This is a genomic window from Ruegeria atlantica (assembly GCF_013032455.1).
GTDB lineage: Bacteria > Pseudomonadota > Alphaproteobacteria > Rhodobacterales > Rhodobacteraceae > Ruegeria > Ruegeria atlantica_B.
This window is the reverse complement of record NZ_WQCF01000001.1, coordinates 527,278-539,730: the sequence shown is the minus strand read 5'-3', so window position 1 is coordinate 539,730 and position 12,453 is coordinate 527,278. Positions and strand designations below refer to the sequence as shown.

The 12,453-nt window shown below is 53.8% G+C and carries 11 protein-coding genes and 1 tRNA gene; 4 read left to right on the top strand and 8 right to left on the bottom strand.

The features are described 5' to 3' along the window. Positions 1-42: 42 nt before the first annotated feature. Positions 43-1,209 carry a glutamine-hydrolyzing carbamoyl-phosphate synthase small subunit gene (gene carA / locus GOW93_RS02645; protein WP_170381509.1) on the bottom strand — a complete coding sequence of 389 codons (1,167 nt, stop codon included), beginning with the start codon at positions 1,207-1,209 and terminating at the stop codon, positions 43-45. A 183-nt stretch (positions 1,210-1,392) separates the two neighbouring features. Between carA and GOW93_RS02640 the strand changes: the two genes are divergently transcribed. Then, a complete protein-coding gene (locus tag GOW93_RS02640) occupies positions 1,393-1,872 on the top strand; it encodes a GatB/YqeY domain-containing protein (protein WP_170381508.1) in 480 nt (159 codons plus the stop codon). A gap of 33 nt (positions 1,873-1,905) precedes the next feature. On the opposite strand, the gene GOW93_RS02635 is transcribed toward GOW93_RS02640, so the two are convergent. From GOW93_RS02635 to ctaD, 3 genes are all read right to left on the bottom strand, one after another. Further along, positions 1,906-2,397, bottom strand: coding sequence for a DUF2244 domain-containing protein (locus tag GOW93_RS02635; RefSeq protein ID WP_170381507.1), 492 nt, complete (start codon positions 2,395-2,397; stop codon positions 1,906-1,908). A gap of 44 nt (positions 2,398-2,441) precedes the next feature. After that, positions 2,442-3,041: a 2-hydroxychromene-2-carboxylate isomerase gene (locus tag GOW93_RS02630; RefSeq protein WP_170381506.1), complete on the bottom strand. Its 600-nt coding sequence runs from the start codon at positions 3,039-3,041 to the stop codon at positions 2,442-2,444. Between the two features lie 141 nt (positions 3,042-3,182). Beyond that, positions 3,183-4,841 carry a cytochrome c oxidase subunit I gene (gene ctaD / locus GOW93_RS02625; RefSeq protein WP_170381505.1) on the bottom strand — a complete coding sequence of 553 codons (1,659 nt, stop codon included), beginning with the start codon at positions 4,839-4,841 and terminating at the stop codon, positions 3,183-3,185. 304 nt (positions 4,842-5,145) lie between these two features. Between ctaD and GOW93_RS02620 the strand changes: the two genes are divergently transcribed. After that, positions 5,146-5,565, top strand: a complete 420-nt coding sequence (locus GOW93_RS02620) for an HIT family protein (protein ID WP_170381504.1) — start codon at positions 5,146-5,148, stop codon at positions 5,563-5,565. Between the two features lie 509 nt (positions 5,566-6,074). Here the strand turns inward: GOW93_RS02620 and lipB are convergent. Together lipB and GOW93_RS02610 are read right to left on the bottom strand one after the other, a co-directional pair. Beyond that, the gene (lipB, locus tag GOW93_RS02615; protein ID WP_170381503.1) at positions 6,075-6,731 is read right to left on the bottom strand and encodes a lipoyl(octanoyl) transferase LipB; all 657 of its coding nucleotides are present in this window, start codon (positions 6,729-6,731) and stop codon (positions 6,075-6,077) included. A 39-nt stretch (positions 6,732-6,770) separates the two neighbouring features. Next, positions 6,771-7,430: a DsbA family oxidoreductase gene (locus GOW93_RS02610; RefSeq protein ID WP_170381502.1), complete on the bottom strand. Its 660-nt coding sequence runs from the start codon at positions 7,428-7,430 to the stop codon at positions 6,771-6,773. Between the two features lie 140 nt (positions 7,431-7,570). Here GOW93_RS02610 and GOW93_RS02605 point away from each other — a divergent pair. Beyond that, positions 7,571-7,657 (top strand) — tRNA-Leu (locus GOW93_RS02605). 100 nt (positions 7,658-7,757) lie between these two features. After that, a complete protein-coding gene (locus GOW93_RS02600; protein ID WP_170381501.1) occupies positions 7,758-9,095 on the top strand; it encodes a tyrosine-type recombinase/integrase in 1,338 nt (445 codons plus the stop codon). 139 nt (positions 9,096-9,234) lie between these two features. On the opposite strand, the gene GOW93_RS02595 is transcribed toward GOW93_RS02600, so the two are convergent. Together GOW93_RS02595 and GOW93_RS02590 are read right to left on the bottom strand one after the other, a co-directional pair. Continuing rightward, complete coding sequence (locus GOW93_RS02595) at positions 9,235-9,654, bottom strand: hypothetical protein (protein WP_170381500.1); 420 nt, start codon at positions 9,652-9,654, stop codon at positions 9,235-9,237. Positions 9,655-9,807: 153 nt separating this feature from the next. Further along, entirely contained in the window at positions 9,808-11,160 is a 1,353-nt protein-coding gene (locus GOW93_RS02590) for a hypothetical protein (protein WP_170381499.1), read from the bottom strand. Positions 11,161-12,453 lie beyond the last annotated feature (1,293 nt).

Here is a 12,453-nt window from a genome sequence, read left to right as displayed (position 1 = left end):
AAAACTAGGTTAACAGCGGGTTAACTATGTTCGAAGCGGTGTTTATGCCTGCTCTTTCTGGCTTGCCATTGCATCGGCAAAGCGCTCGAACAGATAAAAACTGTCCTGCGGACCGGGCGAAGCTTCGGGGTGGTACTGTACTGAATAAACCGGGCGGTCGGTCATGCGGATGCCGCAGTTCGACCCGTCAAACAATGAACGGTGGGTCTCCACTACGCCTTCAGGCAACGATTGAGCGTCGACTGCAAAGCCGTGGTTCATCGAAGTGATTTCGACCTTGCCAGTCTCCATGTCCTTCACAGGGTGGTTGGCCCCATGATGACCGTGGTTCATCTTAACTGTCTGACCACCCAGCGCCAGTGCCAACATCTGGTGGCCAAGACAAATGCCAAAGACGGGCAGGTCGGTGGTGTCCAGAACCTCTTTGATCATCGGAACGGCATACTCGCCGGTTGCTGCCGGGTCGCCAGGGCCGTTGGACAGGAATACACCGTCGGGGCTATGCGCCAGAACCTCTGCCGCCGTTGCGGTGGCGGGCAGGACGGTCACGTCGCAGCCAGCCGAGGCGAGACAGCGTAGAATGTTGCGCTTGGCACCATAGTCGATGGCGACAACCTTGTGCACAGGCGCTTCCTGACGGGTATAGCCGTCAGGCCAGGCCCACCGCATCTCATCCCAGCGATAGCTTTGGGCGCAGGTGACCTCTTTGGCCAGATCCATGCCTTCAAGCCCGGCAAATCCGCGCGCTGCGGCGATCAGAGCCTCGATATCGAAATTACCCTCGGGGTCATGGGCCAGCGCCACATGGGGGGCACCTTGCTGACGGATGGCGCGGGTCAGGCGGCGCGTGTCCACTCCGCCGATGGCAATGCGTCCACGACGTTCAAGCCATGTTTTAAGTTCTTCGGCCGAGCGCCAGTTTGAAGGCTCGGTCGGGTCCCATTTGACAACCATCCCGGCGGCAACTGGATCACCGGTTTCGTCATCCTCGAGGTTGACGCCGACATTGCCGACGTGAGGGAAGGTAAAGGTCACGATCTGCCCTGCATAAGAGGGGTCAGTCATGATTTCCTGATACCCGGTCATGGCGGTGTTAAAGCACAGCTCGGCCACGGTCTGACCGGTGGTGCCAAAGCCCATCCCGTAGAACAGTGTTCCGTCGGCCAATGCCAGACATGCGGTGGGCTTGGACGGGGCGTTCTGGGCCATCGGGCGACTCTCCTATTGGGTAAATCGGCGCATACCTAAGGGGGTTGGGGCGCTGGGTCAAGTATGTTCAAATTTTGGGCTATTGAGGAAAAACAATGGTTTAGCGATATTTGCCCCCTGTTGTGTCGCGCTTTTTGTTTCGATATGGTCGGGGTTCCTTTGCCATGGGGATGGACAGACCATATGGATATGCGATCACGGGTGAATGCCGCCCTGAAGCAAGCAATGAAAGACAAGGCTGCTGAGCGCTTGTCGACGCTGCGGCTGATCAACGCCGCAATCAAGGACAGAGATATCGCTTCGCGGGCCTCGGACAATGAAGAGGTCAAGGGCTGCGGCGACGCCGAAGTACTTGGAATACTTGGGAAAATGACAAAGCAGCGCAAGGAAAGTGCGCGCGCTTACGAAGAAGGCGGACGGTTGGATCTGGCCGAACGCGAGCTGCGTGAAGTTGAGGTCATTGAGGAATTTCTGCCCAAGCAGATGGATGACGAAGAGGTTTCGAAAGCCATTCAGTCGGCGATCTCTGCAACAGGGGCAGGGTCCATCCGTGACATGGGCAAGGTCATGGGCGAGTTGAAAACCCGTTATACCGGTCAAATGGATTTCGGTAAGGTTGGACCGATGGTCAAAGACCATCTATGCGCCGGGTCAAACAGTTAAGCAGTTAAGATTGCACTCTTCTTAAAACGCTAATTACTGCGCGACTGGTTCGCGCAGTTTTTGTATCAGTTCATCGTATAGCGCTATGCGCTCTTCCTCGGACAGGAAAGCACCGATTTCAACTTCGCGCCCGTCTCCGATCAAGGTGACATAGTGTGGTACTGGCCCATCGTTTTCATGCATCTCGGGGCGCGCCCAATAGCGATCGCACGACCATTCCTGCTTATCTCTGCCCGGAGATTGATGGATCAGCCGTGCCCGCGTTCCGCTGAGGGTCAGAACTTCAAACACACTGCGGGCGCGATAATTGGACTGAATGGCCAACCATAACCCCAAGACGGTCAGAAGCAGGAAGGGGAGCAGCCCCCACAGGATGACCGAACCCAGCATCGCCAGCAGGGGGATTAGGCCAAACAGAAACACGGAAAAGATTACGATCATCGCCCCGCGCCGCGGCAATGAGTTATGCGGCCAAAGGCGCAATTGCTGTTCGGTCTCAGAGGTTTGAGTCCACTGGTAAGGCATAGCAGAAAACTAGCGTAATGCACGTGCGTGTCGACTGAAAATGATCAGGCTACATGACCGACGCGTGCCCAAGACAGAGCGTCATCCAGCCTGTCGTCCCCCCAGAACACCTCGCCGCCAACAACAAGGCTGGGCGCGCCGAATACACCCAATTTCAGGGCGCGGTCCGTTTCCGCCTCAAGGGCCGCAATCGTGTCAGGGCTGCGCGCGCGGGCCAGAACCAGGCGCGGATCTTGTTGGCAACGATGCAGTGCTTCGCTGATGGCTGTTTCGCTGCCAGCTTCGATATTTTCTTCGAACCAAATCCGATAAAGCGTCTGAGTAAAATCCTTGCCCCAGCCGTCGCCCATGCCCAGCAGTGCAACCTGATTGGCCAATGCCAGGTCCGAAATCGGGTAGGGTGCAGGTAACCGGGCGTGAATATGATACTTGGCTGCCCGACGTTCTATATCCCGCCACATATACGCGGACTTGGTCGGTTTTCCGGCAAATGGAATATTGTTCTGTTCCGACATCACTGTGCGCACATTGAACGGGCACCACTTCACCGAAACGTCATGCTCTGCGCACCAGTCATCCAGACGCATGATCGTCAGGAAGCTGTAGGTGCTGCCGATTGAATACCAAAAGTCGATTGCAGGCATAGGATACCCCCGGGTTGCCGGATGTGTCGCCAACAACAGAATAGCCGATTTTTGTGCATCTGGCGACTTTTGACCATGAACCCTGTGCCGCAAAGAAAAAACCCCGCCGATCTGGCGGGGTTTTCTTTGGTTCTGACGGGATCAGTGCGCGTGGCCTTTGTCCCAGTCCTCCTGCTTGGGCAGCTGCTCGAACGTGTGTTCGGGCGGCGGGGTGGGCAGGGTCCATTCCAGCGTATCCGCGTATTCATTCCACGGGTTCGGACGGGTCTCTTTCGCGCCACGCAGCAGGGCGTAGATCACGATGCCGAAGAACAGCAGGAACGAAGCAAATGAGATGAACGCACCAATCGACGATACAAAGTTCCACTGAGCGAATGCCTCGGGGTAGTCGATATAGCGGCGCGGCATACCCTGACGGCCCAGGAAGTGCTGCGGGAAGAATGTCAGGTTGGCGCCGATGAAGAACAGCCAGAAGTGAACCTTGCCCCAGAACTCGGAATACTGACGACCGGTCATTTTCGAGAAGTAGAAGTAAACGCCAGCGAAGATCGCGAAGACGGCACCCAAGCTCATCACGTAGTGGAAGTGAGCAACCACGTAGTAGGTGTCGTGGTAGGCGCGGTCGATACCGGCCTGCGACAGAACCACACCGGTCACACCACCAACGGTGAACAGGAACAGGAAACCGAAGGCGAACAGCATGGGCGTCTTGAACTCGATGGAGCCGCCCCACATGGTCGCGATCCACGAGAAGACCTTAACGCCTGTAGGTACCGCGATGACCATCGTGGCCAGCATGAAGTAGGCCTGCTGACGCAGCGACATGCCAACGGTGTACATGTGGTGTGCCCACACGACAAAGCCCAGAACACCAATCGCGATGATCGCCCAGACCATCGGCAGGTAACCGAAGATCGGCTTGCGTGCGAATGTCGCGATCACGTGGCTGATGATGCCGAAACCGGGCAGGATCACGATGTACACTTCCGGGTGGCCAAAGAACCACAGGATGTGCTGATACAGGATCGGGTCACCGCCACCAGCTGGGTCAAAGAAGGTAAAGCCGAAGTTACGGTCCATCAGCAGCATGGTGATTGCGCCTGCCAGAACCGGCAGCGACAGCAGAATCAGCCACGAGGTGACAAAGATCGACCAGCTGAACAGCGGCACCTTGAACAAGGTCATGCCCGGAGCACGCATGTTCAGGAAGGTGGTGATCATGTTGATCGCGCCGAGGATCGAGGAGGCGCCCGATACGTGTACAGCGAAAATCGCAAGGTCCATGGACATGCCGCCCTCAGTCGTGGACAGCGGTGGGTACAGAACCCAGCCTACGCCTGAACCGGCCTGATCGTTACCACCCGGGCTCAGCAGCGAGGCCACACCCAGCGACGTACCAGCGACGTACAGCCAGAAGGACAGGTTGTTCATTCGTGGGAACGCCATATCCGGCGCACCGATCTGCAACGGCATGAAATAGTTGCCAAAACCGCCGAACAAGGCCGGGATGACAACAAAGAACATCATCAGAACACCGTGATAGGTGATCATGACGTTCCAGAGGTGTCCGTTGGGGGTACATGGGTCGGCCATGAAGCCTTCCAGGCACATGTACTGAACACCGGGGTGCATCAGTTCGAGCCGCATGTAAACGGTCATCAGTACCGAGATCAGACCGGCAAGTGCCGAAACGACCAGGTAGAGAATCCCGATGTCCTTGTGGTTGGTCGACATGAACCAGCGGGTAAAGAAACCGCGATTATCTTCATGCTCGTGACCATGAATGGCTGCGTCTGCCATTTAGGTGCCTCCTGTTGCAACTGCACCGCGCAGCCGGACCTCTCCAGCGCGCGGGATTCCTGCTGGTTTTAGATTGCGAAGGGGGCGCCTTCAATGGCCGAGTTTGATCTGGATCAAGAATAATTGTCGCGGGTAGGAGGGTGACCCGCGATTTTTTGGCCTTGAATGCGCTTTAATTGGCAATTGCCGCCCGGATTTCAAGGCATCGAAAATGGCCTAGCGCGCCGCTAGGCAGAGTTCCGCCTTGACCCCCAGGAACGTGGGCCGCAGAACTGGCCACAAGATAAGAAACCGGAGGTTAGAAATGGGCGATTACGATCCAGACAACATCTTTGCCAAGATTCTGCGCGGGGAAATTCCCTGCTCCCGCGTTTACGAGGACAACGACACGCTGGCCTTCATGGATATCATGCCGCGGTCAGACGGTCATTTGTTGGTAATTCCCAAAACGCCTTGCCGAAATCTGCTGGATGCCTCGCCCGAGCAACTGGCCGCCGTCATGTCGACCGTGCAGAAACTGGCGAAGGCGGTGGTCAAGGCGTTTGATGCCGACGGTGTGACGGTTCAACAGTTCAACGAAGCCGCAGGCGGGCAGGAGGTATTCCACCTGCATTTCCACATCCTGCCGCGACAGGAAGGTGTTCCGATGCGTCCGCCCGGAAACATGGGGGACTTTGACCTGATCGCTCAGCATGCAGAGCGGGTCAAAGGAGCGCTGGCCTGATTACGTCTTTGTCTTGTGCAGCCCAAGACGCGTGTCATGGTCACCGAATGTATGAAAACGACACACACGTGATCGTGACTCCATCACAGACGGTTGCGATGCGGGACAATTGGGCGGCGTGCTTGGGTATCGTTCAAATCAACGCCCACCCCCGCGTATTCTGGAGGCAAAGCGGTTCAACAACAGCCAATGTCGCTTCAAGGTCGTTTAATACGAATCCTGGAAAGAAATTGCCGTTCCGATTTGGGGTCGGAACGGCAGACTCGTAACCAAACACTTGTCCGACACCTGGGAGACCCAGGATCACCGGTTTAACACACCACTCACTCTAGAACGGTAAGATTAGATTAACCTTGAATGGCTCTTTTGTATTCATCAGAGTGTATTTTGGCAGAATTAAACCCAAAATGAATGAGCTTATCGACTGATTGAATCCAATCCGGAAACAAAGAGTGTTATTAGGGGGTTATTGTTAATCGAACTGCTGAGGGAATCGATTCGCGCCAAGGTCAGCTTTGGTCAGGCTGAAAGCATTCAGCAAAGGTTTTTTGCAAGGCAGCGTCGATATCCGCCAGTGTTACCGGCAACCCCAAATCGACCAGAGAGGTCACGCCGTGTTCGGTGATACCACAAGGCACGATGCCGGAAAAATGTTCGAGGTCCGGCTCGACGTTGATCGAGATGCCATGGAAGCTGACCCATTTGCGCAGGCGTAGCCCGATAGCCGCGATTTTATCTTCGGCGGGTTGGCCTGTCACGGTCAGAGGCTTGTCATCCCGTTTTACCCAGACGCCGACCCGACCATCGCGGATCTCACCTGCTACGTTGAATTCCGCCAGTGCGGCGATCACCCAATTCTCAAGCTTTTTGACAAAGCCCCGCACGTCCTTGCCGCGTTTGTTAAGGTCCAGCATGACGTAAGCCACGCGCTGGCCAGGCCCGTGATAAGTATATTCTCCGCCGCGCTTGGCCTCGTAGACAGGAAACCGGTCAGGATCGGTCAAATCTTCGATCCGGGCAGAGGTGCCCGCTGTATAAAGCGGTGGATGCTCAAGCAGCCAAACACACTCATCCGCCTCGCCAGCAGAAATTGCCGCCACCCGAGCCTCCATGAAGGCAACGGCCTCGGTGTAATCAGTCAAACCGTCGGTGATCTTCCATTCCATGATGGCTCCTTATCGCGCGGTAACGGCAAGGGGAAGGGGTCAGGCGATCTCGGTCAGACAACGTTCCAGAACCTGCGCGTATGTGTCGGTGCCTTGTGCGCCAGTCAGAAGATACTTGCCCCCGAATACCATGGAGGGAACGCCCGAGATGCCGTGGTTGGCCCAAAACTGCTGTTTGTCGCGTACTGGTCCGGCGTGGGTACCAGAATCTAGCACTGCACGTGCGGCGTCGCGGTCCAATCCGGCGGTCTGAATTGCATCAAGCAAAACCTCGACGTCCGAGACATCCTGCTGATCCGTGAAATACGCTTTGAACAGGGCAAGCTTCAGTGGGTGCTGGCGCCCTTGGGTTTCCGCCCAGTCCAATAGCTGATGAGCTGCAAAGGTGTTCACGATCTTGCTGTCATCGTTGAAATTAAAGGTAAACCCCAGTTCGACCCCAAGCTGCGTCAATCGCTGGCGCACTTGTTGGCTCTGTTCTGGCGTTGATCCGTATTTCTCCACGATGTGTTCACGCAGGTTCTGACCTTCGCGCGGCATGGTCGGGTTTAATTCGAACGGGTGCCACCGAAGTTTCGCCAGAACATTTTGTTGCTGCAACGCCAGATCAAGCTGCCGAAACCCAACAATACACCAAGGACAAACCACATCCGAGACAATGTCGATTTGAACAATAGGTCGTGTGTCGGTCTCGGGCATGATCGCGCTCCTGAAGGGAGATTGGGGTGTGTCGGTCGTAAAGATATGACCCGCCGGAAGGAATTCAAACCTGTGTGTTTTTGTCTCTTCACATCTCGATCTTCAGCGTCTATACGCCCCTCTACCAAGTCATTGGCAGTGCGGTCGTGGCGGAATTGGTAGACGCGCAGCGTTGAGGTCGCTGTGGGGTAACTCCCGTGGAAGTTCGAGTCTTCTCGACCGCACCAGAACTAGCTTGATCAGTTAGTTTTCGGCCTTATAAACAAGGGCATTCAGCATTTTCCGAGTGTGTCGCATAACGCAAACAGCACACACGGACAGCACACAATGGCCCTTAGAATGAAGATCAGTTACGTCGACGCAATCAGCGAAACTCAATGGCGCTTCCGCAGAAGGTGGCCCAAGCGAGTGCGTGAAATTCGTGGTGAGGACGCTTACCAGAAGCATATTAAGGCTCGTGATGGGGCAGCTTTTCAGCGCGAGTACCAGTTTCACCTGAGAAATTTTGACGCCATCGTTGAGGACACCCTTAGGCAACACCCTGAGGTGGACACTCGTTCAGCTACTCAGAAGTTCATCGACGCCCAGCGCCTTGCAGAACATTACGTGGCGGGTGCTCAAGGGTTGGACCCTGACGATAGCTGGACGCGTGGGGTAGTGGGGCACAGTCTGGCTGCCCGTGGGGAGAACCCAGAAGTTGTTGCTGCCGTCCTGAACCCGTATCGGGAACCCCCGAAACCGTCGCTGGCCGACATGCGGGACACCTACGCCAAGGACAAGGGTCTGGCTGATGATCGAAAGGCGATGGTCAGAATTGATCGCACATTCAATCGGCTGAGTGATGCACTAGGCAGGCCCCTTGAAGATGTAAGCATTGAGAGCATCGACCGTCAGACAGCGCGTAGCTTTATGGACCATTTGCTCGGTCTCAAGAAAGCCAACGGACAACCTCTGGCCCTCAAGTCGTGTCAACGTGAGGTGATCATAGTAGCCGCTGCCTACAACCATGCCGTCAGGGAATTGCAGATACCTTCTGAGCGAAACCATTTCGAGCGCCTGCCGTGGCCTAAGGAACAGGTTAGCTCACTGGACAAGAGCGTCCCTCTATCTGATGAAGTTGTCGACGCCGTGCAGAAGACCTTAGAGGGTGGCCGTAGCCAAGACCTTCCTGATATGTGGCGGGTGCTGAAAGTTACCGGGATGCGCCTAGGTGAAGCCTGTGGTCTGCGCGTTAGCGACGTTGACCTCACTGGGGAAACCCCGTCTATCCTGATCACTCCGAACGAAATCAATGGCATCAAGAACAGTAACAGTGACAGGTACGTTCCGATAGCCTCAGACAGCCTCAATGAATCCCTCAGGGCGCGTGTAGAGGGGCGTAAGGGCGATGAGCCTCTGTTCCCTTCTTATGGCCGTGACGGAGGCCCTACGGCTGCCTCTGCGGCGCTGATGAAAGCGGTAAGGAAGAACACTGATGACAAGCGCATGAAGGTCCACGGGCTACGCCATAGGGCAAGCGACAAGCTGAGGGACGCAGGGGCACCTGTAGAGGTACGTCACGGGTATCTCGGGCACTCCGCTCAATCGGTTGCTGAGAATACTTATGGTGGACGTGAGGCACGGCTTAGAGAGTTCGCTAGGTGGGGCGTGAAGGCTGGGCTTTAAGTCGCTTGTCGAGTGAAAAGGTCAATCATCCCATCATGCGCTTAACCTGCGCCTAAAGCGAAGGTCTGCAAATGGGGCTAATGTGGACCTTCATTAACATGATTGACCGAAATCTGTTCTATGTACTTCCCGGTTTCGGTCAGTAACTCGTGCAATTTGCCGTGTTGCCAAAAACCGTGCAATTAGTTTGCGTAGGGCGGTTAACCTGAGTTTGGTAGACGTAGGTATCAGGACGCTCGCTTTGTCGGGCAATTATCAAGCTGTCGTCGGTTTTGACGTCTTCGCAGGCAAAAGTATGAATTTCTTCCGCTGTTAAGGGGCTAACGGCATTGCCGCCCTTGTAGTTGGCGAATTTCCCGAACTTTGCGCAGTGCTTTGTCGCTTTGTCTTGCGCTTCTGCAGTAAGAGTTGGAACGCTATCCCACGCTGAGTACCGCAGAGAGATTGCGTTTTCTGAGGCGTATTCCTGCACTGCTGGCGAGGGTGCGCACGCGGCAAGAAAGAACGCACCGGCTATGGCACAGGTAAGCGAAATTTTGGGGGAATGGGCAACAATCACGATAGTTTCCTTTTTATGCCTGTTTGGTGGTTAATCTGTCTGTATGCGTTTGAAAAGCTGCCACTTAAACGAATCTTTTAGCCAATACCTAAGTAGGCTCTGAGGTCCTTTCAGACACAGGCTAATATTACCGTTGCGTGTTGGTTTCTCCGCTCATGACCTAACGGATTTAACCGCTTCAATAATGGGTTCGCTCAAACTCTTGAATGTTTCTGCATCAATGCCCTTAACCTTAGTCGGTTTGTCTTCAACAACTCTGTCTTGCCCGAACAGCCTTTCTGAAAGCTGCTTCTTCAATTCCTGTTGGTCTTCGGGTTCTAAACTTGAAAGGAACGGGTCGATTGCGGCGATTTCGAAAGAGAACCACCTCATCCGCTGTTCATTCATTCTGTGGATGCGTGACTGTTTACCTGCAAATTGCGCGGCGACAAATGCAACGGCAGTGACGGAAATTGTTGTAGCGACAACTGGCCAGTCAATCCCAGAACCATTGGATATACCGAAGCCAAGTTTGCCCTTAGACACCACCCAAACGAGTATCAAGAGGTAGCACACCATAGACACAACGCTCCACCAAAAGGCCGCTCTCTTTTCGTCGTCAGCACCTCTTTTGTAGCCACCGGCAACGCCGTCATTAGTGACAAGTCCGTGTATCTCCAAAATTGATGCGTGTTTATCGTTTATGTCCTTCGTCTTGGTAGACACGTTCGCTGCGTATTGATCGAAGGTATCTTTAAATGCTTTGTTGTGACTGGCTGTTGTTTCGGTCCTGTCGTTCTCTGCCGTCGTTTTAAATTCACGGAGAGCTTCATCATACTCTTTACCGCGTTGGATTTGAGCGTCGGAGTGTTCTTTGGCTCTAGTCGCTTGCTCTTCGGAATGTTCCTGCGCTCTATTCGACTGAGCATCGGAGTGTTCCTGCGCTCTCGTTGATTGGGCGTCAGTGAACTCAGTTTGCCAAAGGGACATCTGGCCATCTGTGGTAGATTGTAACTCGGTAATGGAAGAGGAAAGAGCGGCTGAGCGAACTTCCAAATCAGCAATTTCAGAATTGTTCCCATCAATGACCGTTTCAAATTCAGTCTTTGTCTTCTCAAGAGCATTACAGAACTCGTCGTATGCACTTTCTAAATCCGTGATTGTCTCGCGTGTTTTTTGAGGCTGCGTTAGTCCCGCAATTTGGTAGATCGTTGGTATCTGGCTAGTTAGCTGATCATTTGCATTTCTAAGGTGGCCAACATTTCCGTTGGCACCATAGTTTGAAATTTGTGCGACCACTTGTTGTTGTAGGTGGTTGCTCAAGTTGTTGAGAAGGTTCTCTGGATAAAATTCGGGGTCTGTCTCATCTAAGATATTCTTGATTAGGTTAAATATCTTTCGAAGCCGTCGCCATTCGGCCTCGACCTCACTGTCCAAACCTTCTGGATCAAAATCCAATGCTTCAAATGCGTTTTTGATGGTTGTGTGGATTTGGTGTTTGGAAAATTGATCAGACCAACGAGACATTGAAAGTTCCTGTACCTTAGTGCTTCCGAGTAAGGGCTGCTGTTGAAGTTTTGCTTATTTGTTAGAGGCTTCCTTTGTTAACTTCAACGGGCGTACTGCCGCCTGAAGGTATCTAGGATTTTCTACGCATGTGTTGGGCACCGTTTCCGTCTTACCCTAACTGTACTTCTTGATCATCTTTAGGCCCACTTGAAGCTGACGTTAGACAGCACCAGAAAGAGGTCGGGAGAGATGAACTCTCCTAGGGGTCATTTTTTTCTATATAAATAAGGTGCTTAAGACCCCATTCCCGTTAGATAAAAGTTTTAGTTCAGTCCCTTCTTAAGGGGCACCATCAGGGGACACTCAAGGGTCGCATTCGCTCCGAAAGACCAATTGAGGATGGATGATGGTTTGCCATCACTTCCGGCACATACTTCATCACCATGTTCGCAAGAACAGGTAAGTCTGCACCTTAAGGTTAGCACCTGATAGGGTAATTGAATTATTCAGGGAGACCATCAGGGGCACCCTAGAGCCTTTCGGCTTTGGTTGGTTGATGAGAGTGGTTGAACCTTTACCCACCACCACAAATCCCTCAGGACGCCTCAGAGCAAGCCTACAGGGTACCTTCAGAGCAAGCCTACAGGGTACCTTCAGGGGAAGCTCTCAGTGTCATCGGCAGGGGGAACATACAGGAGAGCCTAAAGGTTGACCGTAGAGGTAGCCCCAAAAGGTTCTGCTAAGGTGTTGGTGGGGCTGGTTAAATGCTCATTTCTTCCATGGTCTTTGCCGCCATCAGCGTTCCTTATTTTTGGCGAAAAATTGTGAGTGGCAGAGATATATATAGATGCCGCGCGTACCCCCCCGGTGCCCCCTGATCGAACCACTAAACAGCACACAGACAGCACACCTAGGTTCACCTCATGTCACCGTTTAGGACACCAGCAGGCCGCCAGAGTGCAGAAAACAAGGGACATGCGGGGGATATACAATCCTTTTTGCGTCGTCAGGCACCACTAGAGGCGCAGACAGCGCACCCAACTTCCATGGTCTTTTTCCTCAACGGCTATGCTTCTGTGCAATAGGGCGTACAGACCAGTACACCTTAAGCAGACACTTCAGTCACAACCTCAGGAACCCATCAGGCCACCGTAATATAACACCTTTTGGTACCACGTTAGGTGATCGACCTATGGTCTTCCATCAGTCATCGTGAAGTCACACCATCAGGTACCACGCAGGGGACGTTGTGGGTATGCGAAGAACAAAGTGGACGGTTTGAGCAGTGGGTCTAGCAAATTGGTTGGCACA

Excerpts from the sequence above, each read along its gene's own strand:
- carA (WP_170381509.1), bottom strand. The coding sequence starts at position 1,209 with ATGGCCCAGAACGCCCCGTCCAAGCCCACCGCATGTCTGGCATTGGCC.
- GOW93_RS02640 (WP_170381508.1), top strand. The coding sequence starts at position 1,393 with ATGGATATGCGATCACGGGTGAATGCCGCCCTGAAGCAAGCAATGAAA.
- GOW93_RS02635 (WP_170381507.1), bottom strand. The coding sequence starts at position 2,397 with ATGCCTTACCAGTGGACTCAAACCTCTGAGACCGAACAGCAATTGCGC.
- GOW93_RS02630 (WP_170381506.1), bottom strand. The coding sequence starts at position 3,041 with ATGCCTGCAATCGACTTTTGGTATTCAATCGGCAGCACCTACAGCTTC.
- ctaD (WP_170381505.1), bottom strand. The coding sequence starts at position 4,841 with ATGGCAGACGCAGCCATTCATGGTCACGAGCATGAAGATAATCGCGGT.
- GOW93_RS02620 (WP_170381504.1), top strand. The coding sequence starts at position 5,146 with ATGGGCGATTACGATCCAGACAACATCTTTGCCAAGATTCTGCGCGGG.
- lipB (WP_170381503.1), bottom strand. The coding sequence starts at position 6,731 with ATGGAATGGAAGATCACCGACGGTTTGACTGATTACACCGAGGCCGTT.
- GOW93_RS02610 (WP_170381502.1), bottom strand. The coding sequence starts at position 7,430 with ATGCCCGAGACCGACACACGACCTATTGTTCAAATCGACATTGTCTCG.
- GOW93_RS02600 (WP_170381501.1), top strand. The coding sequence starts at position 7,758 with ATGGCCCTTAGAATGAAGATCAGTTACGTCGACGCAATCAGCGAAACT.
- GOW93_RS02590 (WP_170381499.1), bottom strand. The coding sequence starts at position 11,160 with ATGTCTCGTTGGTCTGATCAATTTTCCAAACACCAAATCCACACAACC.